Here is a 21,770-nt window from a genome sequence, read left to right as displayed (position 1 = left end):
CAGATCTTGCGGAGAGAGGGCCTGGGCCATGGACCGTGGCACCGAGAGGGGCGCACCTCCCAGCCGCGGAGCTGGGAACGGCGCGGCGGACGGACACGCCGCGGCCGGACGAGTCCCGCTGGCCGTGGTCGTGGTGGACCGCGACGGCATGGTCTCCCACTGGAGCCGGGGTGCGCGCCGATTGTTCGGCGTCCCCAAGGAGGAGGCCATCGGCCGCCCGGCCGCCGACCTGCTGCCCGTCTCCGGAGCCCTCCCCGAAGCGGAAGACACCCCTCCGTACGACGTCCACGCGGCCTACGACGGTCTCGGACCCGACCTGGAGTCGTCCCTTGACGGCGGCCTTTCCTACCCGGCCGCGGGCCGCGCCCGCCTCACCGTGCCCGGCGCGGACCGCGTCGACGTCCTGTGGTGGGCCTACCCCCTGGTGGGCCCCGGCCAGGAGCGCCTGCTGGTCCTCGCCGCCGACGCGGACGGGCTGCACCAGGACCTGGACCTCGGCGAGGGCACCCTGGCCGTCGAGCGGATCGCGCCCGCCTTCGCCCTGCACACCGACTTCCCCGGCGCCGACGAACTCGCGCGCAGGCTCCCCGAGATCCTGCCCAGCATGAGCGTCGGCGAAAGCGCCCGCATCGTCGCGCAGATCCTCGAACTGGGTTATCCGATCCTGGAGTTCAGCCAGAACGACCGGGTGCCGGTCACCCCCGACTGGGGCGTGCCCCGGCGCGCCGAGCGCAAGGCCCGGCGCGAGCGGATGGTCAGGGCGGCCGCCGAGGGCGTGCCCGTGGCACAGGCCGACCTCGACGAGGGCGAGGACCTCGAATTCGTCGCCGTACGCGAGCGGTTGGAGTTCCTCAACGAGGTCAGCGGGAAGATCGGCACCTCCCTCGACCTGTCCCGGACCATCGTCGAGGTCAGCAAGGCCGTCGTGCCGCGCTTCACCGACGTCGCCGGCACCTATCTGCGCGAACAGGTCGTCGCCGGCGAGGGATTCCCCGACGGTGTGCCGGACACCACCACCATGTGGCACCGGGTCGCGCTCGAACACACCGACGAACCCGGCCGCTGGGACGACGTGGTGCCGGTCGGCGAGGCCATGCCGTTCCCCGCCCACACGCCGTTCTTCCAGTGCATGACCAGCGGTGAGCCGGTTCTCGTGCCGCGCATCAGCGAGCAGATGGGCCACGCCATCGCCTCGCAGTTCGAGAAGCGCGACATCCGGCCGCTGATCACCGGCCGCTCCATGCTCGTCGTACCGCTCAAGGCCCGCAATGTGGTCCTCGGCTTCATGATCCTGCTCCGGCACCCCGAGCGCGTCGAGTTCAACGACATGGACCGCGTCACCGGCGCCGAACTCGCCGCCCGCGCGGGCCTCGTGCTCGACAACGCGCGCATGTACACCTTCCAGGAGTCCGTCGCCGAGACCCTCCAGGACAGCATGCTGCCGCACATCCCGGCGCGCATGGCGGGCTGCGACATCGCCACCCGTTATCTGCCGGGCACCCTCCTGGGGCGGGTCGGCGGCGACTGGTTCGACTCGGTCAAGCTGCCCGGTGCGCGGACGGCCCTCGTGGTCGGCGACGTCATGGGGCACGGGCTCAACTCGGCCGCCATGATGGGACAGTTGCGTACGGCCGTCCAGACCATGGCCGCGCTCGACCTGCCGCCCGCCCAGTTGCTGCGCAACCTCGACGACCTCGCCCAGCGGCTCGGCGACACCTATCTCGCGACCTGCCTCTACGCCGTCTACGACCCGATCGTCGGCGAGCTCCACATTGCCAACGCGGGCCATATCCCGCCGGTGATCGTACGTTCGCGGGACGGGCGCAGTGAGTTGCTCGAACTGCCCACCGGTGCGCCGATCGGCGTCGGCGGGGTGCCCTTCGAAGCCGTACGCGTGCGCGTGGAGCCCGGTGACCGGTTGCTGATGTGCACCGACGGTCTGGTGGAGGTGCGGGGCGAGGACATCGGGGTGGGGCTCGCGACCCTCACCGAGTCGGCCGCGCATCCGGCCGCGTCGATGGACGACGCCTGCGACGCGATCATCCGGGCGCTCAACACGCGGGGTGGGCGCAAGGACGACGTGGCGCTGCTGATGGCCCGGCTCAACGGCATCGAGCCGGACGACGTGGCCGAGTGGCGGGTTCGGCTCGAGCCCGCCGAGGTGGGACGGGCCCGGGCCGTGGTGCGGGAGCAGATCCATGAGTGGGGGCTGGCGAAGCTGGCCGATGCCGCCGAGTTGATGGTGAGCGAGTTGGTCACCAACGCGGTGCGGCACTCCCACAGTCGGCCCGTGGAGGTGCGACTGGTGCGTGGGGACACCTTGTTGTGCGAGGTGGACGACGACGACCACGACCTGCCGTCGCTGTTGAGCGCGGGGCCCACCGACGAGCACGGGCGGGGGCTGCGGGTGGTGAGCACCCTGGCGCGCGAGTGGGGTGCGAGTCGCACGAAGGCCGGGAAGACCGTGTGGTTCGAAATGACCTTGCCCCGGCGCTGAGCAGCTTCCCGCGGGGCGCTCGCCTCTCGAACTGGGCGTGAAGGAATGCGCCATGCGCTTGTCCGTGTCACCCCGGCGCGATACACCGTACTGGCCTGTCAGCTTTGGCGGGTTGTGTTCGCATCCTGGGGAGTTGGGCATGAGCGTGACGAGTCGGTACCGGGAGTCCTGGGAGGGGTTCTGGCGGGAGGCTCCGGGGCGGCAGGGGGCCGTGTTCTGGGATGCGGAACCGGTGTTGACCTCAGGAGTCCATCTCGCCCACTTCGAGCCCCTGTTGATCGATCCCGGGCTGCCCCTCGTGGACCTGGGCTGCGGGAACGGCACCCAGACCCGGTTCCTCGCCGCCCACTTCACCCAGGTCGTCGGTACCGACCTGGCCGAGGCCGCGCTCGAGCACGCGCGAGCCGCCGATCCCGACGGACAGGCCACGTACCGGCTGCTGGACGCCTGTGACAAGGGCGAGCCGGAGACCCTGCACGCCGAACTCGGGGACGCCAACGTCTACATGCGCGGTGTGCTGCACCAGGCCGCGCCCGAGGACCGGCAGCAGATGGTCGACGCGATCGCCACCCTGGTGGGGGAGCGCGGCCGGGCCTTCCTCGTCGAGCTGTCCGAGGCCGCCAAGTCCGTCCTCGTGGGCCTCGCGCAGAGCGCCGACGGACCGCCCGCCAAGCTGGCGCCGGTTTTCCGCCACGGCATCGCGCCCGGCGAGGTGGCCGACGACGCGGTGCCCGTCTATCTGGGGGCGGCCGGGCTCACCGTCGTGGCCGGCGGTGAACTGCCGCTCATCACCACGGAGTACCGGGCCGACGGCACCCGGATCGAACTGCCGTCGAAGTGGTGGGTGGTGGGGCGCACGGCCTGAGGACGGGGTGGGGATGGGGGACTCCGGTGACGGCCGGTGCCGGGCCGGCACCGGCCGCCTACTGCTCGCCGGCCTTCCGTCCGCGGCGGTGGGCCACCCAGCCCGCGGTCACCAGTGCGGCGGCGAGCGCGGCCACGGAGACCACCGTGACACCGGTGGCGGCGAGGCTGCCGCCCGCGGTGGAGGTGCCGGAGCCGCCCGTGGTGGAGCCGGTGGTGCCGCCGCCGGACGTACCGCCGCTCGTGCTCGATCCGCCGCCGGACGTCCCGCCCCCGTCGGAGCCCGCGCTGTCACCCGACTCGGGGTCCGTGTCCACCGGGTCCTGGCCCACGAAGCTCACCGGCACCTTCACGTCCTGTGAGCGGTCGCCGGACAGGGTGTGGTCGGCCCTCGTGGCGAGGACGCACCTGGCCTTGAAGCAGTCGGTGAACTCGTCCTTGGCGTCCACGCTCAGCTCGACCTCGAAAGTGCCTCCGGCGCCGTACGGGGTCGCCAACTCCTCGCCGTAGTCCGGCGGGTTGGAGGAGATCCACGCCGAGGAGTGGGACCCGCCGGTCATGTCGACGCCGCCGATGCAGGGCGTCGGCAGCTCAGCGTCGCCGTTGTCGACACACAGGGCCACATAGATGCCCTTGTCCATCTCGTAGCCGGAGCCGGTGACCGTGAGCTTCTGGTCCTCGGTGGCGAGGTCGTTGACCGGGGTGACGGTCAGCTTCTGGCCCTCGGAGCCGGTTTCGGTCCTGGTGCCCGACGGCTCGGTCTCCTCGCCGCCCCCGGTACCGCCGTCGCCGGAGGCCGCCTCGACGGTCAGGGTGACCGGTGACGTACGGGTGGTGCCCACGGAGTTCGTGAACTCGGCGCGGTACTCGTAGCCGTCCTGCGCGGCCCTGGCGGTGAAGGAGTACGCGTTCTCGGTGGCTCCCTCGATCGCCGACCAGGTCTGGCCGCCGTCCGCGCTGACCTGCCAGCGCACGGTCGGCTCCGGGGTGCCCTCGGCCGCAGCGACCAGCGAGACCCCGTCGCCGGCGGTGACGGTCCGGTCGGTGGGGGACCGGGTGACCCTGGGGGACATCCGGAGGTCGAGCCTGACGATCGTGCTCTCCGCGTACTTGGTGACGTACACGGACGTGGCGCCGGGGGTGACGGCGACGCCCGCGTAGGAGGTGCTCGCCTCGCTCCCCGGCAGGGCGACCGGTGCGGCGGCCTGCCGGAAGGTCGCGCCGTCCAGGATCTCCAGGGTGCCGTTGCCGTCGCCGGTGTCGTCGGAGGGGTCCTGGCGCAGGACGAAGGCCCGCCCGGTGGCCCTGTCGAAGTCCACCGCGGCAGGGCGGTCCACGCCCGGCAGGCCGGCCAGCTGCCTGCCGTCCTTGTCGAAGACGAGCATCGACGTGTCGACGCCCACCCAGACGTTGCCGGTCGCGGGGTCCGTGTCGGCGAAGTACACGGAGCCGGCGGGCAGTTCGGTGGTCGCGGTGACCTGGAAGGTGGTGGTGTCCACCCGGCGCAGCACCTTCTTGTCCCCGGCGGTGCCGAGGGACCAGGCCGCGCCGCGGACCGCGTCCACACCGAGCTGGTTGCCGCCCTCGAGTGTGACGGTGTTCTTCACGGTGCCGGTGGCGAGGTCGACGCGGCGCAGCTCGGGGCCCGCCGCGACCAGCATGGAGGAGGTGTCGGCGTCCTGCCCGACGCCGGTGAACGACATGCCGTTGTACCAGTGCCCCTGGATGGCCGTGTCGCCGTCCTTGGCGGTGCCTGTGCCGCGCAGGGGGTAGTGCAGGGCCACGCCGTCACCGGGGAGCGGGCCGGCGATCCGGCGGATCGTGCGGGCGGCCATCACGCCGTTCAGGCCGGGGGCCTGGGTGACGAAGCTGAGGACCTTGCCGTCCTCGGGGGCCAGGACGTACAGGCCCTTCTCGGAGACGTCCGAGGTATCGGGGATGTCGTCCGAACCGACGTACAGCTTCCCGGAGTCGGGGTGCAGGAGCAGGTCCAGGGGACGGCCGGCGGTGCTGAACTCGGCGCTCCGGACGTAGCTGACCGTGCCGGCGGGGACGTCGACGCCGTCGCCGCTGCCGCCGCCGTCACCGGGGTCTTGGCCCTCGAAGGTGATCGGGATGCGGACGTCCTGGGAGCGGTCGCCGGAGGCGTTGTGGTCGACGCGCGTGACGACCGAGCAGGCCACCGTCAGGCAGTCGAGGCCGGCGTCCCCGGACTTGACGTTCAGCTCGATGTCGAAGGTGCCGCCCTCGCCCCACCGCACGGCGATGCCGCCCGCGCCCTCGTCGGAGGCGTCCCGGGGGATGACCCAGACGGAGGCGCCGCCGCTGCCGCTCTGGTCGGCACCGCCGAGGCAGGGGGTGGGGATGCGGTTGTCGCCGTTGTCCTTGCAGACGGCGACGTAGATGCCCTTGGTGTCGTCGTAGCCCTCGCCGGTGACGTGCAGCTTCTCGCCGTCCGGGGCGATGCCGGCGGACGCCGAGACGGAGAGCTTCTGGCCGCTCTTGCCGAGAGCCGTCCTCGGGGTGTCGGCCGCCAAGGCGGGCGAACCCGTCGTGACGGCCGCGGCGGCCGCGGCCACCAGGGCGGAGGCGCCGAGCAGCGCCGGGGTGCGTCTGAGATGCATCGGGATTCCTTGTCCCTGTGGGCCCCTGCCGGAACGGGCCGGCCGGGTGAGGGCCGGCCCGTGGACCGTCGGTGCTGCGAGCGTCAGTTGAAGGTGATCGGGACGTGCACGTCGTACTTGCGGTCGTTGGTGTCGAAGTGGTCGGCGCGCGTGACGATCGCGCAGTCGACGTCCACACCGCACACGCTGCCGTCGTCGAGGGTGGGCTTGACGTAGACGTTCACGTTGAAGGTGCCGCCGGTGCCGAACTTGGAGCTGTTGGCGAACAGGCCGCCGAAGGTGTTGTTGACCCAGTGCGAGGCGCCGGTCGAGCCGTCCTCGTCCTGTCCGCCCAGGCACGGGGTCGGCTTGTTCGCGCCCGGCGCGCCGTCGATCACGCACAGACCGACGTAGATGCCCTGGCCGGTGTTGAATCCGGAGCCCGTCACGTTGACGACCTGGCCGGCCGCGGAGGCGGCGTTCGGGGCGGTCACCGACAGGTTGTACGTGGTGCCGTCGACGATCGTGCGCGTCGAGGTGGCGGCGGAGGCCGAGGTCGCCAGGCCCAGGGTCAGGGCGGCGGAGGCGGCGACGGCGAGACCCGCGCGGGCGGCGGTACGGGCGGAGGGAACAGCTCTCATGGCGAGTGCTTCACCTTTCTCGGGGTGCCCGACTCCGGTTGAAGTCGGGTGGGGAACACTGCTGCCGACCCGCCCGGATCACTCCGAGGCGGGCCGGACCTCGAATCGCGTGACCGCGCCGCGCTCGCCGGAGACCGTGTACAGCTCGACGGAGTGCGCGCCTTCGGTGGCGTTCGGGTACACCGGGAAGGCCTGGGAGACCCGCCCCTGCGGATCGGCCACCGCCTGGTAGCGGGTGTCGGCGTCGACCGCGACGAGCACGACCTCGCCGGGCTCGAATCCGGCGCCGGTGACGGTCTGTTCACCCCCGGCGGTCAGGGTGGGCCGGCTCAACGAGGCCGACGGCTCCTGTGGTTCTCCGGCTGTGGCGGGGGCGGTGCTCGGTGACGGTTGCGGGGACTCCTGCGGTCGTACGACGGTTTCGGACGCGTCCGTGGCCGTGGACCCGGTGCCGATCGTCACGTCGAGGAGCCCGAGACCGGTCCCTTGCGCGAACTCGTGACCGCTCCACTCGGAGAGGAGCCGCGCACCCTCGTCCGTGAGGGACGCCCGCAGACCGGTCCAGGTCACTCCGCCTGGTCGTACGGCGGGGGAGGTGCCGCCCGACTCCACGTCGGCCAGGGCGAGTTCACGAGCAGCCTCGCCTACGGTGGCCGTACGGGCGTAGAGGTTGCCGACGCCGTCCGCAAGCTCCACGCGCAGCGCGCCGAGTGTCAACAGCCGGGATGTGCCCGAGAGTTGGGCGGCGCCCCCGAACTCGACCTGCACGTCACCGCTTTCGAGGTCCGTGCCGCCGCCCGTCGCCGGGAACCAGGCCCGGTTGCCGGATCCCTGGACCGCGGGCTCGGTGACGTGGAGCGTCAGGTCGTCGGCCGGGGTCCAGCTCGCGTACCCGCCGGTGATTTCACGGGGGTACGTCTCCCCGCCCTGCGCTACCGCCGCGCCCGGGCACAGCAGCGCGAGCAGGGCGCCGCCCGCCAGAGCGGCGGCGCCGGGTCTCTTCGTCATCGTGACGTCCTTTCCTGCGGTGTGTGTGAGCCGCCCGGCCGCCCTCGCGGCGTGCTCACGCCGTCCGTCCGGTCCTGCGGCGGCGTGCCCAGAACCAGGTGCCGGTGCCCGCCGCGACCAGGGCGGTGGCGGTGAGGCCGATCGTCACGGCCGCGGAGCCGGTGCTCGCGAGCGGCCCGCTCGCCTCCGTCGCGTCCGAGCCGGAGCCGGAGCCGGATCCGGCTCCGGAGTCCGGCTCCGAGCCCGTTCCGCCCGTCGTGCCCGCCCCGGTGGTCGCGCTCGGCGTCGCCGCTGACGCGCCCGAGCCGCCCGACGAGCCGCTCCCTGCGAACGTCACCGGAATCCGCACCGTCTGCGTGTGGTCCCCGCCCCGCGTGTGGTCGTTGCGGGTGATCACCGCGCACTTCACGCCGGACTTGGTGCAGTCCGTGTTCGCGTCCTTGGCGCGCACCGTGAGCCGCACGCTGAACGTGCCCTTGTGCCCGCTGCCGCCGTACGGTTTCGCGAGCCCCTCGCCGTACGACGGCGGGTTGGACGAGATCCACTGCGACGCCCCGGACTCGCCGGACATGTCGACGCCACCGATGCACGGAGTGGGCGTCCTGCCGGCGCCGTTGTCCACGCAGAAGGCGACGTAGACGCCCTTGTCGGTGTTGTAGCCGGAGCCGGAGACGGTCACCGTCTCGCCCGCCGGATCGAGACCGGAGGACTTGGAGGCGGTGAGTTTCTGCCCCTCGGGTCCGGTCGCCGCGGTCCCCGCGGCGACCGCGGGGGAAGCGAGCGCGAGCGACAGGGCGACTGCGGAGATCCCTGCAACTCGCCTGCCCCGCAGGCTACTTGGTCTTCTCACTTCACACCCCCACCAGTGGTTAATAAGGTAAACCTAACCTAACCTAGTGATCAATTGAAGGTCACGCGTGAGACTGGAAAGGGCCAAGCGATGCGGATGTCCGGAAGATCCCGACCCTCCCTGGCGTGCCGGGGCCTCGCGGCTGCCGGGCTGGCGCTCGCCCTGCTGACGGCGGGCTGCGGGGCAGGTTCCTCGTCGACCTCGACCGCCGCGGACACGTCCCCGACGTCCCCGGCGTCCGCGAGCGCACGTGCGGCCCTGGCCGCGAAACAGCTCGCGAGGAACACCCTCGTACCGCTCGAAGGCAAGGCGCCCACACCGGAGTTGCCCGTCACCGTCGACTCCTCGGACGGGCGGAAGGTCACCGTCGCGGACGCCTCACGGATCCTGCCGCTCAACGGCAGTGTCGCGGAGATCGTGTTCACGCTGGGGCTCGGGGACCGGGTCGTCGGCCGGGACATCACGGCCACCTTCGCGGAGGCGGCGAAACTCCCGCAGGTCACCAAGGCGCACGACGTGAGCGCGGAGAGCGTGCTGTCGTTGCGCCCCACCGTGGTGCTCGCCGACACCGACACCGGCCCGCGGGAGGCGATCGACCAGATCCGTGACGCCGGCATCCCGGTCGTCGTCCTCGACCCGGCGACGAAACTGGCCGACGTCTCCACCCGCACCACCCGCATCGCCGAGGCGCTCGGCGTCCCCGCGGCGGGCAAGGCCCTGAACGCCCGGATCGCCGAGGACCTCGAGAAGGCCAGGGCCGCGGTGCCCGACGGCAGCCGGCCCAAGGTGGCCTTCCTCTACCTGCGCGGCAGTGCCGCCGTGTACCTCATGGGCGGCAGGGGATCGGGCGCCGACTCGCTCATCGAGGCCGCGGGCGCGGTGGACGCGGGGGTCGAGACCGGCCTGGACAAGCCGTTCACCCCGCTCACCAGCGAGGCCCTCGTCAAGGCCCGGCCCGAGGTGATCCTGATGATGGACAAGGGCCTGGAGTCGGTCGGCGGCATCGACGGCCTGGTCGACATCCCGGGCATCCGGGAGACCCCGGCGGGCCTGGACCGCAGGGTGGTCAGCCTGGAGGACGGGGTGCTGCTCGGCTTCGGCCCGCGCACCCCGCTGGTCATCGACATCCTGGTCGACCGCGTCCACCGGACGTGAAGGCGCCCGCGGGCGACCCACCGGCCGGTCCTCGTCAATAGCGCCCTAGCCCTGGCGGCGCACCTGAGCGGGTATCCCGCCCGTGACAGGCGAGGTCTTCCGGAACGCCCACTCCATCCTCGGCTCCATCACACACCGGAAGACCCGTCGCACGGGCGCCGTGCACAGCGCGGTCACCACCGCACCGGCGACCAGCGTGACGGCGATCTCGCCGAGCGGGGTGTGCGGCCAGCGGTGGCCGGCCCAGTCGAGGTGGTTGCCGGCCTGGATGACGAAACCGTGCAGCAGATAGCCGTACAGCGTGCCCGCGCCCAGTGTGGTGAACCACATCCGGCGCCCCGGCACCCAGGACAGGAAGCACGCGACCAGGACCAGCGAACAGCCGAACAGGGCAAGCGTCATCAGCGGCCCGTACCAGTCGGGCACCCCGAAGTGCTCGGCGGCGTAGCGGTGGAAGAACCACGCGTAGTCCATGCGCGGCACGGCCCAGTACGAGAAGACGACCGCGGCCGCGAACACCGGCACCGCCAGGAGACGGACGCGCCACTGCCGTACCAGCGAGAAGTGCTCGGGCCGCAGACACAGGCCGAGCACGAAGTACGGCAGGAACTGGAGGGCCCGCTGGAGGTCGAGGTCGTTGCCGATGGACGGGCTGAGGGTGGCGAGCGCGGCGATCGTGAGGGCGATCGGCAGCGGCCACCGCACGCTCCGCCAGATCGGTGTGGTCAGCCGCCAGATGAACAGCGCGGCCAGGAACCAGGTCAGATACAGCGGGTCCAGCAGGCTGATCTCCCGGTCCGGGACCCCGTCGGACCACCGTGTGAAACAGGTGTACGCCGTCTCGAACACGACGTAAGGGACCACGACCCCGGTGACCAGGCGCCGGATCTTCTGCGGGCTCGCGTCGAAGGTCCGCGAGAAGTAGCCGGAGATGATGATGAACGCCGGCATGTGGAAGGCGTAGACGATCGTGTACAGCGCGGTGACGGCACGGCTGTCGGAACGCAGGGGTTCCCAGGCGTGCCCCATCGCGACCAGCACGATCGCCAGGTACTTGGCGTTGTCGAAGAACGCGTCGCGTTGCTCGGTGCGTCCGGGCGGGTTCCCCGGCACGGTGGCCACCGCGGTGGCCACCGTCGTGCGTCGGGCCGGCTGTACGGGTTGTGCGGTGTCGCTCACTCTTCTCCTTGACCGTCTCCTGTGGAACCCGCGAGGGAGGAGACGCGTCTTCTGGGAGTTCGCTGTGAGGCGTGGGTGAACGGCATTCGCCTCGCCTCACCACTTGCGGGCGACGTAAACCTCTCCGACGCGTAACGTGGCGCACCATGAAGATCCTGATCAGCGCCGACATGGAGGGCGCCACAGGCGTCACCTGGCCGGACGACGTGATGCCGGGGGCCTCGCAGTGGGAGCGGTGCCGGTCGATGTTCACCTCGGACGTGAACGCCGCGGTGCTCGGCTTCTACGACGGCGGCGCCGACGAGGTGCTCATCAACGAGGCGCACTCGACCATGCGCAACCTGCTGCTGGAACAGCTCGACGAGCGGGCTCAGATGCTCACCGGGCGGCACAAGGACCTCTCCATGGTCGAGGGCGTCCAGCACGGAGACGTCGACGGCATCGCCTTCCTCGGCTACCACGCGGGTGCCGGCCAGGAGGGTGTCCTCGCCCACACCTACCTCGCCAACTCCATCACCGGGGTGTGGCTGAACGACGTCCCCGCGAGCGAGGGATACCTCAACGCGCACGTGGTCGCCGAGTACGGCGTCCCCGTCGTCCTCGTCACCGGGGACGACGTGGCCTGCGAGGACGCCCTCGGCTACGCCCCCGAGGCGCTGAAGGTCGCAGTCAAGGACCATGTCTCCCGGTATGCCGCCGTGTGCCGTACCCCGGTCCGTACCGCCGCCGACATCCGGGCCGCGGCCAAGGAGGCGGCCCAGCTGGCGGTACGTCAGGAGCCGGTGCAGGCAGGGCCGTACACCATCGCGGTCGAGTTCGACGCCGAGCACCTCGCGATGGCCGCGACCGTGGTGCCTGGTGTGGAGCGGATCGGCTCGCGGAAGGTGGCTTACACGCACGAGACCATGTACGCGGGAATCCGTACCTTCAAGGCGGTCACCACCATCGTCTCGGCCGCCGTGGAGGAGCAGTATGGCTGACCAGCAGGCACTGGACGAGGTCGTCCGGTTCACCTCCGACCTCATCCGCATCGACACCACCAACCGGGGCGGCGGCGACTGCCAGGAGCGTCCCGCCGCCGAGTACGCGGCCGAGCAGCTGGCCGGGGCGGGCCTGGAGCCCCTGATGCTGGAGCGCACCAGGGGCCGCACGAACGTCGTCGCCCGGATCGAGGGCAGCGACCCGTCGGCGGACGCGCTGCTCGTCCACGGTCATCTGGACGTCGTACCCGCCGAGGCCGCGGAGTGGAGCGTGCACCCCTTCTCCGGGGAGATCCGCGACGGGGTCGTCTGGGGCCGTGGGGCGGTCGACATGAAGAACATGGACGCGATGATCCTGGCCGTCGTGCGGAACTGGGCCCGGCAGGGCGTACGGCCCCGGCGGGACCTGGTGATCGCGTTCACGGCGGACGAGGAGGCCAGTGCCGAGGACGGCTCAGGGTTCCTCGCCGACGAGCACCCGGAGCTCTTCGAGGGCTGCACGGAGGGGATCAGCGAGTCGGGGGCGTTCACCTTCCACGACGGCGCCGGGCGGCAGATCTACCCCATCGCGGCGGGGGAGCGCGGCACCGGCTGGCTGAAGCTCACCGCGCGCGGCCGGGCCGGGCACGGCTCCAAGGTCAACAAGGAGAACGCGGTCACCCGCCTCGCCGCCGCGGTCACCCGCATCGGCGAGCACGAGTGGCCGCTGCGGCTCACCCCGACCGTTCGCGCGGCCCTCGCCGAACTCGCCGCGCTCTACGGCATCGAGACGGACATCACCGACGTGGACCGGCTTCTGGAGAAGCTGGGCCCCGCCGCCAAGCTGGTCGAGGCGACCGTCCGCAACAGCGCCAACCCGACCATGCTGGAAGCCGGTTACAAGCTCAACGTGATCCCGGGGGAGGCCGTGGCCTACGTCGACGGCCGGTATCTGCCCGGCGGCGAGGACGAGTTCCGTACGACGCTCGACCTGCTCACCGGCCCCGACGTGGAATGGGAGTTCAGCCATCGCGAGGTCGCGCTCCAGGCGCCGGTCGACTCGTCGGCGTACGCCCATATGCGTGCCGCCGTCGAGGAGTTCGCGCCCGAGGGGTACGTGGTGCCGTACTGCATGTCCGGCGGCACCGACGCCAAGCAGTTCTCCCGCCTGGGCATCACCGGGTACGGGTTCACACCGTTGAAGCTCCCGGAGGGCTTCGACTACCAGGCCCTCTTCCACGGGGTCGACGAACGCGTCCCCGTCGAGGCACTGCACTTCGGCGTCCGGGTACTCGACCGGTTCCTGCGGACAGCCTGAGCGAGTGGGGGAGAACGTGCAGACGTCGCCATACGGTTCCTGGCCCTCACCCATCGACGCGGCGCTCGCGGCCGCCCACGACGGACACCCCGAATGGCTCGGCTTCGTCGGGGACGAGGTGTGGTGGACCGAGCCCCGGCCCGCCGAGGGCGGCCGCCGCACCCTGGTGCGCAGGCGGGCCGACGGGACCGAGGAGTCGGTGCTGCCCGCACCGTGGAACGTGCGCAGCCGGGTCATCGAGTACGGCGGTCACCCCTGGGCCGGCGCGGTCGTGGCCGGCGAACCGCTCGTGGTGTTCGTGCACTTCGCCGACCAGCGGCTGTACCGGTACGAGCCCGGGAGTGAGCCGCGTCCCCTCACGCCCGTCTCCCCGGTGGGCGGCGGACTGCGCTGGGCCGAGCCGCAGTTGAGACTCGACCTGGGTGAAGTGTGGTGTGTCCTGGAGGAGTTCACCGGCGACGGTCCCACCGACGTACGCCGGGTGCTAGCCGCCGTGCCGCTGGACGGCTCGGCCGCCCAGGACCGGGACGCCGTACGCGAACTCACCGACGACCGCCACCGGTTCGTCACCGGGCCGCGCATCTCGCTCGACGGCTCACGTGCGGCCTGGCTCGCCTGGGATCATCCGCGGATGCCCTGGGACGGCACGGAGCTGATCGTCGCCGAGGTGCATGAGGGCATGCTCCGGGAGCCCCGCACGGTGGCCGGCGGCCCGGAGGAGTCCATCGCCCAGGCCGACTGGTCGTCCGACGGCCGGCTCCTGTACGCGAGCGACCGCACCGGCTGGTGGAACCTCTACCGCGACGGCGAGCAACTCTGCCCGCGCGAGGAGGAGTTCGGAGGGGCCCTCTGGAAGCTCGGCCACCGCTGGTTCGCCCCGCTGGCGGGCGGCCTGATCGCCGTCGTGCACGGCAGCGGCTCGACCGCGCTCGGGATCCTGGACCCCGAGACCGGCGAACTCGTCGACGCGGCCGGCCCCTGGACCGAGTTCGCGCCCACCCTCGCGGTGCACGGCGAGCGGGTCGTCGCCGTGGGAGCCAGTCCGCGCACCGCCTACGAGGTCGTCGAGCTGGACACCCGTACCGGCCACGCCCGCGTGATCGGCACCGAGCACGACGACCCGGTCGACCCCGTCCACTACCCCGAGCCCCTGATCCGCACCTTCACCGGACCGGACGGCCGCGACATCCACGCCCACGTCTACCCGCCCCACCACCCCGGGTACCGGGCGCCCGGCGACGAGCTGCCGCCGTACGTCGTGTGGGCGCACGGCGGACCGACCGGACACGCGCCCCTCGTACTCGACCTGGCGATCGCCTACTTCACCTCGCGCGGCATCGGCGTCGCCGAGGTCAACTACGGCGGCTCCACCGGATACGGCAGGGAGTACCGGGGCCGGCTGCGCGAGCAGTGGGGTGTGGTCGACGTCGAGGACTGCGCGGCCGTCGCGCTCGCCCTCGCCGACGAGGGCACCGCCGACCGCGACCGGCTCGCCGTCCGGGGCGGCAGTGCCGGCGGCTGGACGGCCGCGGCCTCGCTCACGACCACCGACGTCTACGCCTGCGGCACGATCGTCTACCCGATCCTCGACCTGGCCGGCTGGGGCACCGGGGAGACCCACGACTTCGAGTCCCAGTACCTGGAGAGCCTGGTCGGACCGCTCGCCGAGGTCCCAGGACGGTACGCGGAACGCTCGCCCGTCGAGCACGCCGACAGGGTCACCGTGCCCTTCCTGCTGCTCCAGGGCCTGGACGACGTGATCTGCCCGCCCGCGCAGTGCGAACGGTTCCTGGCCCGGATCGCGGGGCGGCGGGTGCCGCACGCCTACATCGCCTTCGAGGGGGAGGGGCACGGGTTCCGGCGGGCCGAGACCATGATCCGGGTACTGGAGTCCGAACTCTCCCTGTACGCCCAGGTCTTCGGACTCAACCCGCCCGGCGTTCCGACATTGGAGCTCACCAAGTGACAGAACTCGTACGGCCGTCCAGGCTCGGTCCCGGCGCCCGGGTGGCCGTGGTCGCGCCCAGCGGACCCGTGGTGGAGGAGCGGCTGCAGGCGGGACTCGACATCCTGCGCGGCTGGGGCCTCGACCCGGTCGTCGCCCCTCATGTGCTCGACGTGCACGGCGAGTTGGGCTATCTGGCCGGATCCGACGCCGACCGCGCCGCCGATCTCCAGCAGGCCTGGTGCGACCCCTCCGTCGACGCGGTGCTGTGCGCACGCGGCGGTTACGGTGCCCAGCGGATGGTCGACCTGCTCGACTGGGAGGCGATGCGGGCGGCCGGGCCCAAGGTGTTCGTGGGCTTCAGTGACGTCACGACCCTGCACCAGGCGTTCGCCACCCGCCTGGGACTGGTCACGCTGTACGGGCCGGCCGCCGCCGGTGTCGACTTCACCAAGAACACCGTCGCGCAGGACCATCTGAAGGCCACGCTGTTCGCCCCTCAGACGGTCCGCACGATCGCCTCCCGGGGCGGCACCCTGGCCCCCGGTCGGGCCCGCGGAGTCACACTGGGCGGCTGTCTCAGCCTGCTCGCCACCGACCTCGGCACCCGGCACGCCCGCCCCGGGGCCCGGGACGGACTGCTGCTGATCGAGGACGTGGGGGAGCAGGCGTACCGCGTCGACCGCATGCTGACCCACCTCCTGCGCGCCGGATGGCTGGACGGTGTCAGCGGGATCGCCCTCGGCTCCTGGGCGGGGTGCGGTCCGTACGGTGTGCTGCGCGCGGTCCTCGCCGACCGGCTCGGCCCACTCGGTGTCCCCGTCGTCGAGGAGTTCGGATTCGGGCACTGCGAAGGGGCGTTGACCATGCCCTTCGGCGTGGCTGCCGAACTCGACGCCGACGCGGGCACGCTGACGCTGGACGAGCCGGCCCTTCGCTGAATCCAGCTGGAGCTTCCCGTCGTATGAGGCACCCGGAGCCCGAAGACCTCCGAGAGCGGCACCCGCAAGGGCGGAGCCAGGGTTCTCCGGGGCCCGCCCGAGCCGCCGGACAGGCCCCGGCAGACCGTAGGGTGGCGGGATGCCGCACACCGCTTCCCGCTATCTCGCCGAAGGCCCCCGCGTGGGCATACGTCACTTCACCTACGAGGACGGCGCCGAGTTCACCGCCCGGACCCGGGAGAGCAAGGAACTGCATCAGCCGTGGCTGTTTCCGCCCGACAGTGAGAGCGCCTATCTCGCGTACGCGGGTCGGCTGATCGAGGACCGGACCAAGGCCGGGTTCCTGGTCTGCGAGAAGGACGGGGAGAAGAGCGGGGCGCGGGGCGGTGGGGCCATCGCCGGGTTCATCAACATCAACAACATCGTCGAGGGCGGTTTCCGGTGCGGGGCCCTCGGCTACGGCGCCTTCGCGCACGCCGCGGGGCGCGGACTGATGCGCGAGGGGCTCGACCTGGTGGTCGACCACGCCTTCGGACCGATGCGGCTGCATCGTCTGGAGATCAACGCGCAGCCCCGCAACACCGCCTCCCTCGCCCTCGCCCGCAGCTGCGGCTTCCGCCTTGAGGGGTTCTCCCCGAAGATGATCTACATCGACGGGGAGTGGCGCGATCACGAGCGCTGGGCGATCACCGCCGAGATGCGGGCTTCCGGTTGATCTTCATGGTGTCGAGGTCGGTGACCGTCGACTTCAGCTCGCGAAAGCCGTAGCCGAGGTCCCGCAGCGCCGTCTCCGCGCGGTCCTCCGCGATCGCGCCCGCCATCTCCTCGCCGTCCGCCGCGTCCGAGACCACCACGTACCGCATGGAGAAGTGCTTCAGCGGCGCCGGCTCGTACGACAGCGAGCCCTCCTCGGAGAACCGCATGCTCGTCATGCCGTGGTCCGCCGCCTCGGCGAGCAGCCGGGCGCGGGCCTCCTCGGTGAGCCCGTCCCAGGTTCCGCGCACGATCACCCGGTAGGTGTGCTGCTCACTCACTGTGGCTCCTTCGCCTGTGTCGCCTGTCTCCGTGGACGGTCGACTGTACGTCGGCGAAGATGCCCGGCATGCGGAATATCGTCGTGCTGGACGCCCCCTCCAACCTCGGCCTGCGCCCGCCCGCCCCCGGTACCGTGCCCGGCTGCTACAAGCTGGCCGGTGCTCTGCGCGAGCAGCGGATCGTGCGGCGCCTGGGGGCCCTGGAGGGCGGGGTGGTGGTGCCACCTCGCTACGACCGCGGGGACTGGCGGGAGGGCGACGGTGTCTTCAACGCCGCCGCCATCGCCTCGTACACCGTCAAGCTGGCCGACCGGATCGAGCGCCATGTACGCGCCGGGGACTTCCCCGTCGTCCTCGGCGGCGACTGCTCCATCCAGCTCGGCGCCTCGCTCGCGCTGCGCCGCGTCGGACGGTACGGACTGGCCGCGATCGACGCCTCGCCTGATTTCCGGCACCCCGGCAACTCCGAGCGGATCGGCGCGGCGGGCGGCGAGGAGGTCGCGCTGGCCACCGGGCGGGGACAGGAGGACCTCACGGACCTGGAGGGGCTGAAGCCCTATCTGCGGGACGAGGACGTGCGGTTCTTCGGCATCCGCGACGAGTTCGAGGAGGACCGGGCCGAACTCGCCGGCCTGAAGATCCCGGTCGTGACGGTCGGGGACCTCCGCGAGTGGGGTGCGGACGCCCTCGCCCGGGCCACCGCGCAGGCCTTCGAGACCCCCGAGATCGACGGTTTCTGGGTGCACCTGGACGCCGACGTCCTCGACCCGTCCGTCATGCCCGCCGTCGACAGCCCCGACCCGGAGGGGCTCCTGCCCGCCGAACTCGTGTCGCTGCTACGGCCGTTGCTCGCCTCCCCTTCCTGCATCGGCCTCAACACCACCATCTACGACCCCGATCTGGACCCCGACGGCACGGCGGGCGCGCTGCTTGCCGACATCGTCGTGGACGCCTTTGCGCAGTCCTGACCGGCAGCTGCCTGGCCGACTCACCGACGAACGGCTTCCATGTGATCGTGACGACGATCCGGCGCGACGTACTCACCCTGCCCGCCCCGCAGTTGGGGCCGGACAACCCCCTGCCCCCGCTGCGGCTCCTGCACGAGGTGCACCGCATCGAGGTGAGAGACCGGGACGACCTGCCCCGCCGCAGAACGCGGCCGTCACCACCTACGGTCTACGGCGACGGGTGCTGCACCTCGGCCTGGGGCTGTGGTCGGTGCTCTCGCCGCAGGAGTAGGTGGCCCTGCGTCGGAGCGCCCTGCACACCCTGCGGTTGTGGGTGCTGGTGCTCGCGCCCGAGCGGCGGTGGCTCCGGCGGGCCCTGGCTGATGGAGACGCTGCTCCAGGCGGAGCCGATCGACGGCGAACTGAGCAGGCCGGTGCGGGAGGTCCCCGAGGCGCTGAGGCGGCGGCTGGCCGACCAGGTTGCGTCGGTGCCGCCGCGCGAGCGTGAACGGCTGTGCAGGATCAGCGCGTTGGAGTGGCACCAGCAGGACGCCGGTCATCCGCCGACGCACCTGCGCATCGAACTCCTGGACAGGCGCGGCCCGTCCGAGGCGCGGACCCGTGGAGCGCGAACTGCGTTCGGTGGCACTCGAGTTGGCGCGATCCATAAGCGCCCGGAACCGCTCTATGCAACGTTGCGGTCCACGTACTCGTACACCACCCCGTCCGGATGCATCACGATGAGATTGCGGCCCACCCCGGTTGCCACCGGGCCCGCGATGATGCGGGCACCGAGCTCGCTGAGCAGGTTGTGGGCCTCGTCGACGTCCTTCACCGCGATGGTCGCCGCGACCTTGCGCAGCACCTCCAGCTCGGCCTCGGGGCCGCTCATCAGCAGGAAGCAGCCGACCGCGGCCACCTGGACGCCGCCGCGCTCGAAACGGAGGGCCTTGGCGCCCGCGAGCCGCTCGTAGAAGACGACCGCGGCCTCCAGGTCGTCGACACAGACACGCAGCGTGGTTCCCAGAATGTCCATGCGCACGAGCCTAGTTGCGGCGGCCGGGCCGAGGAGATCGTTTCACGTGATCCTCCCGACCCGGCCGCCGGTGCCGCACAGGTCGCCGGGGCCGGCGTTATGCGTACGCCTGTGCGGGTACCCGGCGGCCATGGAGCGCTTGGATCATCTGGAGCATCTGGACAGGCATCTGGTCGATGAGCTGGCGCAGGTGGCACGCGAGACCGTACGGGAGGAGCTGCGCGAGCAGACGCGCAAGCAGCGCCGTACGGCCATGCTGTACGCCGCGTCCGGCGCCGTCGCCCTGTACGCGGGCGCGGCCCTGGCACTCGCCGTGGGCCTCGCACTCGCCCTCGGGCTGCCCGACTGGGCCGCCGCGCTGATCACCGCCGCGATCCTGGGCGCCGTGGCCTACGCGCTGCGTGGTGCGGCGCGGCCCGCCGCATCGCGGCCGACGGCGGCGCATGAGGCGGAAGCGGCCGCCGGGCGCGACCGTGCCGCCGGGGCCACGGCGCCGGTGACCGCGCCGCCGAGCGGGCTCGGTACGCCGTATCCGCCCATGCCGCCGGTCGCCCCCGGGGCGCCGGGCACACCGGAACCCGGCGCGGCGCCGCGACAGGACGACATCGACCCCGAACAGCCGCACCACCGCGCCTGACGCGGGGTGCGCGACACAGGGAAGGGATCGCGCGTGAAGCACGGCAAGGTCGTGGTGGTGACCGGGGCCAGCGGCGGCGTGGGGCGGGCCACGGTCCGTGCCTTCGCCGAGCGCGGGGCCCGGGTCGCCCTGCTGGCCCGGGGGCGCGAAGGCCTCGCGGCGGCCGCCGACGAGGTGCAGCGGGCCGGCGGTGAGGCCCTCGTCGTGAGCGTCGACATGGCCGACGCCAAGGCGGTGGACGACGCCGCGCAGAAGGTCGTCGACGCCTACGGGCACATCGACGTCTGGGTCAACAACGCCTTCTCCGGGGTCTTCGCACCGTTCACCGAGATCACGTCGGACGAGTTCCGGCGGGTCACCGAAGTGACGTATCTGGGCTATGTGTTCGGTACGCGCGCCGCGCTGCGCCACATGCTGCCGCGCGACCGGGGGACCGTGGTGCAGGTGGGGTCCGCGCTGGCCTACCGGGGGATCCCGCTGCAGTCGGCGTACTGCGGCGCCAAGCACGCGATCCAGGGATTCAACGAGTCCCTGCGCTGCGAGCTGCTGCACCAGGGCAGTGGTGTCCGTACGACGATGGTGCAACTGCCGGGCGTCAACACCCCCCAGTTCGACTGGGTGTTGAACCGGATGCCCGGGAGGGCCCGCCCGGTGGCGCCGGTCTACCAGCCGGAGGTCGCCGCTCGCGCGGTCGTGCACGCGGCCTCGCACGCACGGCGCCGGGAGTACTGGGTCGGCGGGTCCACGGTGGCCACGCTCATCGCCAACGCGGTCGCTCCGGGGGTACTGGACCGCTATCTCGCCCGCACCAACGTCGAGGCACAGCAGGAAGAGGGGGAGCACGGCGGTCCCGGGAACCTGTGGGCTCCCGCGGACGGACCGCACGGGCGGGACTTCGGGGCGCACGGACGGTTCGACGAGGAGGCCGTGTCGTCCAGTCCGCAGGACTGGATGTCCCGCAACCGCAGCCGCGTGCTCGTGGCGGCGGCCGCCGCCGGGCTGGGTACCGCGGTGACCGCCGGGCTCCGCCGACGGGGCTGAGCCCCCGCCGTGGTGCCGGGCCGGGGTTCACGCCACCCGGAACTCCTCCACCTCCTCCGTCCGCAACGTCAGACCGTGGCCCAGCCCCGCCAGGGGGCGGACCGTGCCTCCCGTCGGGTCCAGGGCGCCGTCGAAGAACATGTCCTCGATGCGGACGTGGTCGTGGAACCACTCCATGTGCCGGAGGTTGGGGATCGCGGTGGCCGCCGACGCGTGGGCGTGCGGGGCGCAGTGGGTCGAGACCTCCAGGCCGTGGGCCTGCGCGAGGGCAGCCGCGCGGAGGAACTCCGTGAGGCCGCCGCAGCGGGTCGCGTCGATCTGGAGGCAGTCGACCGCACCCGCCGAGATCATGCGCGCGAAGCAGGGAAGGTCGTAGCCGTACTCCCCGGCCGTGACGTCGCAGACGAGCGCGTCGCGGACCAGGCGGAGGCCGGTGAGGTCGTCGGAGGACACCGGCTCCTCGAACCAGCCGACGCCGTGCTCCACCAGCGCGTTGCCCACCCGGACCGCCTGCTTGCGGGTGTACGCGCCGTTCGCGTCGACGTACAACTCCGCGTCGGGGCCGATGACTTCGCGCGCCGTCCGCACCCGGGAGACACGGGAGACCGCCCGGCCCCAGCTCTCGCCGATCTTCAGCTTGACGCGGGGAATGCCCTGACCGTGCACCCAGCCGTTGAGCTGCGCGGCGAGATGCGTGTCGTGGTACGTCGTGAAGCCGCCGCTGCCGTAGACCGGGACGCGTTCGCGGGCGACGCCGAGGAGCCGGGCCAGGGGGAGTTCGAGGAGGCGGGCCTTGAGGTCCCACAGGGCGATGTCGAGGGCCGAGATCGCGCACGCCGCGATGCCCTCGGCCCGCGTTGCGGACCGAGCGGCACATCGCCTCGTGCAGCGCCGGGATGTCCAGCGCGCTGCGGCCCTCGACCAGCGGTCCGAGCTGCTCGGTGAGGAAGTCACCGACCGCGGCCGGACCGTAGGTCCAGCCCGTCCCGGTCTCGTCACCCGTCGTCACCTCGACGATCACCATGGTCGTGGTGTCCCACGCGAAGGTGCCGTCGGCCTCGGGGGCGTCGGCCGGCACCGTGTACACCGAGACGACCGGCCTGAGGAGTTTCATC

18 protein-coding genes and 1 pseudogene are annotated in these 21,770 nt (G+C 72.0%); 11 read left to right on the top strand and 8 right to left on the bottom strand.

From position 1 onward, the window contains the following. Nucleotides 1–28: 28 nt before the first annotated feature. Entirely contained in the window at nucleotides 29–2,497 is a 2,469-nt protein-coding gene (locus AB0D34_RS17830) for a SpoIIE family protein phosphatase (RefSeq protein ID WP_362662512.1), read from the top strand. A 139-nt stretch (nucleotides 2,498–2,636) separates the two neighbouring features. Further along, entirely contained in the window at nucleotides 2,637–3,362 is a 726-nt protein-coding gene (locus tag AB0D34_RS17825; protein ID WP_362662510.1) for a class I SAM-dependent methyltransferase, read from the top strand. Between the two features lie 58 nt (nucleotides 3,363–3,420). Here AB0D34_RS17825 and AB0D34_RS17820 read toward each other — a convergent pair whose 3' ends face one another. The 4 genes from AB0D34_RS17820 to AB0D34_RS17805 form a co-directional block, all read right to left on the bottom strand. Then, nucleotides 3,421–5,985 carry an immunoglobulin I-set domain protein gene (locus AB0D34_RS17820; RefSeq protein ID WP_362662508.1) on the bottom strand — a complete coding sequence of 855 codons (2,565 nt, stop codon included), beginning with the start codon at nucleotides 5,983–5,985 and terminating at the stop codon, nucleotides 3,421–3,423. 83 nt (nucleotides 5,986–6,068) lie between these two features. Further along, a complete protein-coding gene (locus tag AB0D34_RS17815; protein WP_362662506.1) occupies nucleotides 6,069–6,605 on the bottom strand; it encodes a hypothetical protein in 537 nt (178 codons plus the stop codon). Nucleotides 6,606–6,683: 78 nt separating this feature from the next. Next, a complete protein-coding gene (locus tag AB0D34_RS17810; protein WP_362662504.1) occupies nucleotides 6,684–7,613 on the bottom strand; it encodes an HtaA domain-containing protein in 930 nt (309 codons plus the stop codon). Nucleotides 7,614–7,668: 55 nt separating this feature from the next. Continuing rightward, nucleotides 7,669–8,463: a hypothetical protein gene (locus AB0D34_RS17805; protein WP_362662502.1), complete on the bottom strand. Its 795-nt coding sequence runs from the start codon at nucleotides 8,461–8,463 to the stop codon at nucleotides 7,669–7,671. Between the two features lie 90 nt (nucleotides 8,464–8,553). Here AB0D34_RS17805 and AB0D34_RS17800 point away from each other — a divergent pair, with 90 nt between their 5' ends. Next, the gene (locus AB0D34_RS17800) at nucleotides 8,554–9,618 is read left to right on the top strand and encodes an ABC transporter substrate-binding protein (RefSeq protein WP_362662500.1); all 1,065 of its coding nucleotides are present in this window, start codon (nucleotides 8,554–8,556) and stop codon (nucleotides 9,616–9,618) included. 45 nt (nucleotides 9,619–9,663) lie between these two features. On the opposite strand, the gene AB0D34_RS17795 is transcribed toward AB0D34_RS17800, so the two are convergent. Next, complete coding sequence (locus tag AB0D34_RS17795) at nucleotides 9,664–10,752, bottom strand: acyltransferase family protein (protein WP_362662965.1); 1,089 nt, start codon at nucleotides 10,750–10,752, stop codon at nucleotides 9,664–9,666. A 191-nt stretch (nucleotides 10,753–10,943) separates the two neighbouring features. On the opposite strand from AB0D34_RS17795, the gene AB0D34_RS17790 reads away from it, so the two are divergent. The 5 genes from AB0D34_RS17790 to AB0D34_RS17770 all read left to right on the top strand — a co-directional run bounded on the left by AB0D34_RS17790 (nucleotide 10,944) and on the right by AB0D34_RS17770 (nucleotide 16,675). Then, nucleotides 10,944–11,777: a M55 family metallopeptidase gene (locus AB0D34_RS17790; RefSeq protein ID WP_362662498.1), complete on the top strand. Its 834-nt coding sequence runs from the start codon at nucleotides 10,944–10,946 to the stop codon at nucleotides 11,775–11,777. Next, the gene (locus AB0D34_RS17785) at nucleotides 11,770–13,074 is read left to right on the top strand and encodes a M20/M25/M40 family metallo-hydrolase (RefSeq protein ID WP_362662496.1); all 1,305 of its coding nucleotides are present in this window, start codon (nucleotides 11,770–11,772) and stop codon (nucleotides 13,072–13,074) included. Before AB0D34_RS17790 ends, AB0D34_RS17785 begins: the two co-directional genes overlap by 8 nt. Before the next feature lie 16 nt (nucleotides 13,075–13,090). Next, nucleotides 13,091–15,040: an LpqB family beta-propeller domain-containing protein gene (locus tag AB0D34_RS17780; RefSeq protein ID WP_362662495.1), complete on the top strand. Its 1,950-nt coding sequence runs from the start codon at nucleotides 13,091–13,093 to the stop codon at nucleotides 15,038–15,040. Continuing rightward, nucleotides 15,037–15,960, top strand: a complete 924-nt coding sequence (locus AB0D34_RS17775; RefSeq protein ID WP_362662494.1) for an LD-carboxypeptidase — start codon at nucleotides 15,037–15,039, stop codon at nucleotides 15,958–15,960. The genes AB0D34_RS17780 and AB0D34_RS17775 overlap by 4 nt, the downstream gene beginning before the upstream one ends. A 139-nt stretch (nucleotides 15,961–16,099) precedes the next feature. Beyond that, nucleotides 16,100–16,675: a GNAT family protein gene (locus AB0D34_RS17770; RefSeq protein WP_362662492.1), complete on the top strand. Its 576-nt coding sequence runs from the start codon at nucleotides 16,100–16,102 to the stop codon at nucleotides 16,673–16,675. On the opposite strand, the gene AB0D34_RS17765 is transcribed toward AB0D34_RS17770, so the two are convergent. Then, nucleotides 16,647–16,994 (bottom strand): DUF6204 family protein, encoded by a 348-nt coding sequence (locus tag AB0D34_RS17765; RefSeq protein ID WP_362662490.1) that lies wholly within the window; start codon nucleotides 16,992–16,994, stop codon nucleotides 16,647–16,649. The genes AB0D34_RS17770 and AB0D34_RS17765 overlap by 29 nt on opposite strands. Nucleotides 16,995–17,062: 68 nt before the next feature. On the opposite strand from AB0D34_RS17765, the gene AB0D34_RS17760 reads away from it, so the two are divergent. Next, the gene (locus AB0D34_RS17760) at nucleotides 17,063–17,962 is read left to right on the top strand and encodes an arginase family protein (RefSeq protein WP_362662488.1); all 900 of its coding nucleotides are present in this window, start codon (nucleotides 17,063–17,065) and stop codon (nucleotides 17,960–17,962) included. Between the two features lie 664 nt (nucleotides 17,963–18,626). Here the strand turns inward: AB0D34_RS17760 and AB0D34_RS17755 are convergent. Next, nucleotides 18,627–18,977, bottom strand: a complete 351-nt coding sequence (locus AB0D34_RS17755) for a VOC family protein (RefSeq protein ID WP_362662486.1) — start codon at nucleotides 18,975–18,977, stop codon at nucleotides 18,627–18,629. A 130-nt stretch (nucleotides 18,978–19,107) separates the two neighbouring features. Here AB0D34_RS17755 and AB0D34_RS17750 point away from each other — a divergent pair, with 130 nt between their 5' ends. Together AB0D34_RS17750 and AB0D34_RS17745 are read left to right on the top strand one after the other, a co-directional pair. Next, on the top strand, nucleotides 19,108–19,614 hold the full coding sequence (locus AB0D34_RS17750) for a phage holin family protein (RefSeq protein WP_362662484.1): 507 nt from the start codon (nucleotides 19,108–19,110) through the stop codon (nucleotides 19,612–19,614). Nucleotides 19,615–19,647: 33 nt separating this feature from the next. Further along, complete coding sequence (locus AB0D34_RS17745) at nucleotides 19,648–20,655, top strand: SDR family oxidoreductase (protein WP_362662482.1); 1,008 nt, start codon at nucleotides 19,648–19,650, stop codon at nucleotides 20,653–20,655. 27 nt (nucleotides 20,656–20,682) lie between these two features. Here the strand turns inward: AB0D34_RS17745 and AB0D34_RS17740 are convergent. Next, nucleotides 20,683–21,769 (bottom strand): annotated as a pseudogene (locus AB0D34_RS17740) (enolase C-terminal domain-like protein). Between the last annotated feature and the right edge of the window lies 1 nt (nucleotide 21,770).

It is taken from the genome of Streptomyces sp. NPDC048420 (genome assembly GCF_040651535.1).
Classification (GTDB): domain Bacteria; phylum Actinomycetota; class Actinomycetes; order Streptomycetales; family Streptomycetaceae; genus Streptomyces.
Note: the sequence above shows the minus strand (reverse complement) of the source record. Positions and strands in the feature narration are given on the sequence as shown.

Excerpts from the sequence above, each read along its gene's own strand:
- AB0D34_RS17825 (WP_362662510.1), top strand. The coding sequence starts at position 2,637 with ATGAGCGTGACGAGTCGGTACCGGGAGTCCTGGGAGGGGTTCTGGCGG.
- AB0D34_RS17815 (WP_362662506.1), bottom strand. The coding sequence starts at position 6,605 with ATGAGAGCTGTTCCCTCCGCCCGTACCGCCGCCCGCGCGGGTCTCGCC.
- AB0D34_RS17750 (WP_362662484.1), top strand. The coding sequence starts at position 19,108 with ATGGAGCGCTTGGATCATCTGGAGCATCTGGACAGGCATCTGGTCGAT.
- AB0D34_RS17755 (WP_362662486.1), bottom strand. The coding sequence starts at position 18,977 with ATGGACATTCTGGGAACCACGCTGCGTGTCTGTGTCGACGACCTGGAG.
- AB0D34_RS17760 (WP_362662488.1), top strand. The coding sequence starts at position 17,063 with ATGCGGAATATCGTCGTGCTGGACGCCCCCTCCAACCTCGGCCTGCGC.
- AB0D34_RS17800 (WP_362662500.1), top strand. The coding sequence starts at position 8,554 with ATGCGGATGTCCGGAAGATCCCGACCCTCCCTGGCGTGCCGGGGCCTC.
- AB0D34_RS17790 (WP_362662498.1), top strand. The coding sequence starts at position 10,944 with ATGAAGATCCTGATCAGCGCCGACATGGAGGGCGCCACAGGCGTCACC.
- AB0D34_RS17830 (WP_362662512.1), top strand. The coding sequence starts at position 29 with ATGGACCGTGGCACCGAGAGGGGCGCACCTCCCAGCCGCGGAGCTGGG.
- AB0D34_RS17810 (WP_362662504.1), bottom strand. The coding sequence starts at position 7,613 with ATGACGAAGAGACCCGGCGCCGCCGCTCTGGCGGGCGGCGCCCTGCTC.
- AB0D34_RS17820 (WP_362662508.1), bottom strand. The coding sequence starts at position 5,985 with ATGCATCTCAGACGCACCCCGGCGCTGCTCGGCGCCTCCGCCCTGGTG.
- AB0D34_RS17770 (WP_362662492.1), top strand. The coding sequence starts at position 16,100 with ATGCCGCACACCGCTTCCCGCTATCTCGCCGAAGGCCCCCGCGTGGGC.
- AB0D34_RS17785 (WP_362662496.1), top strand. The coding sequence starts at position 11,770 with ATGGCTGACCAGCAGGCACTGGACGAGGTCGTCCGGTTCACCTCCGAC.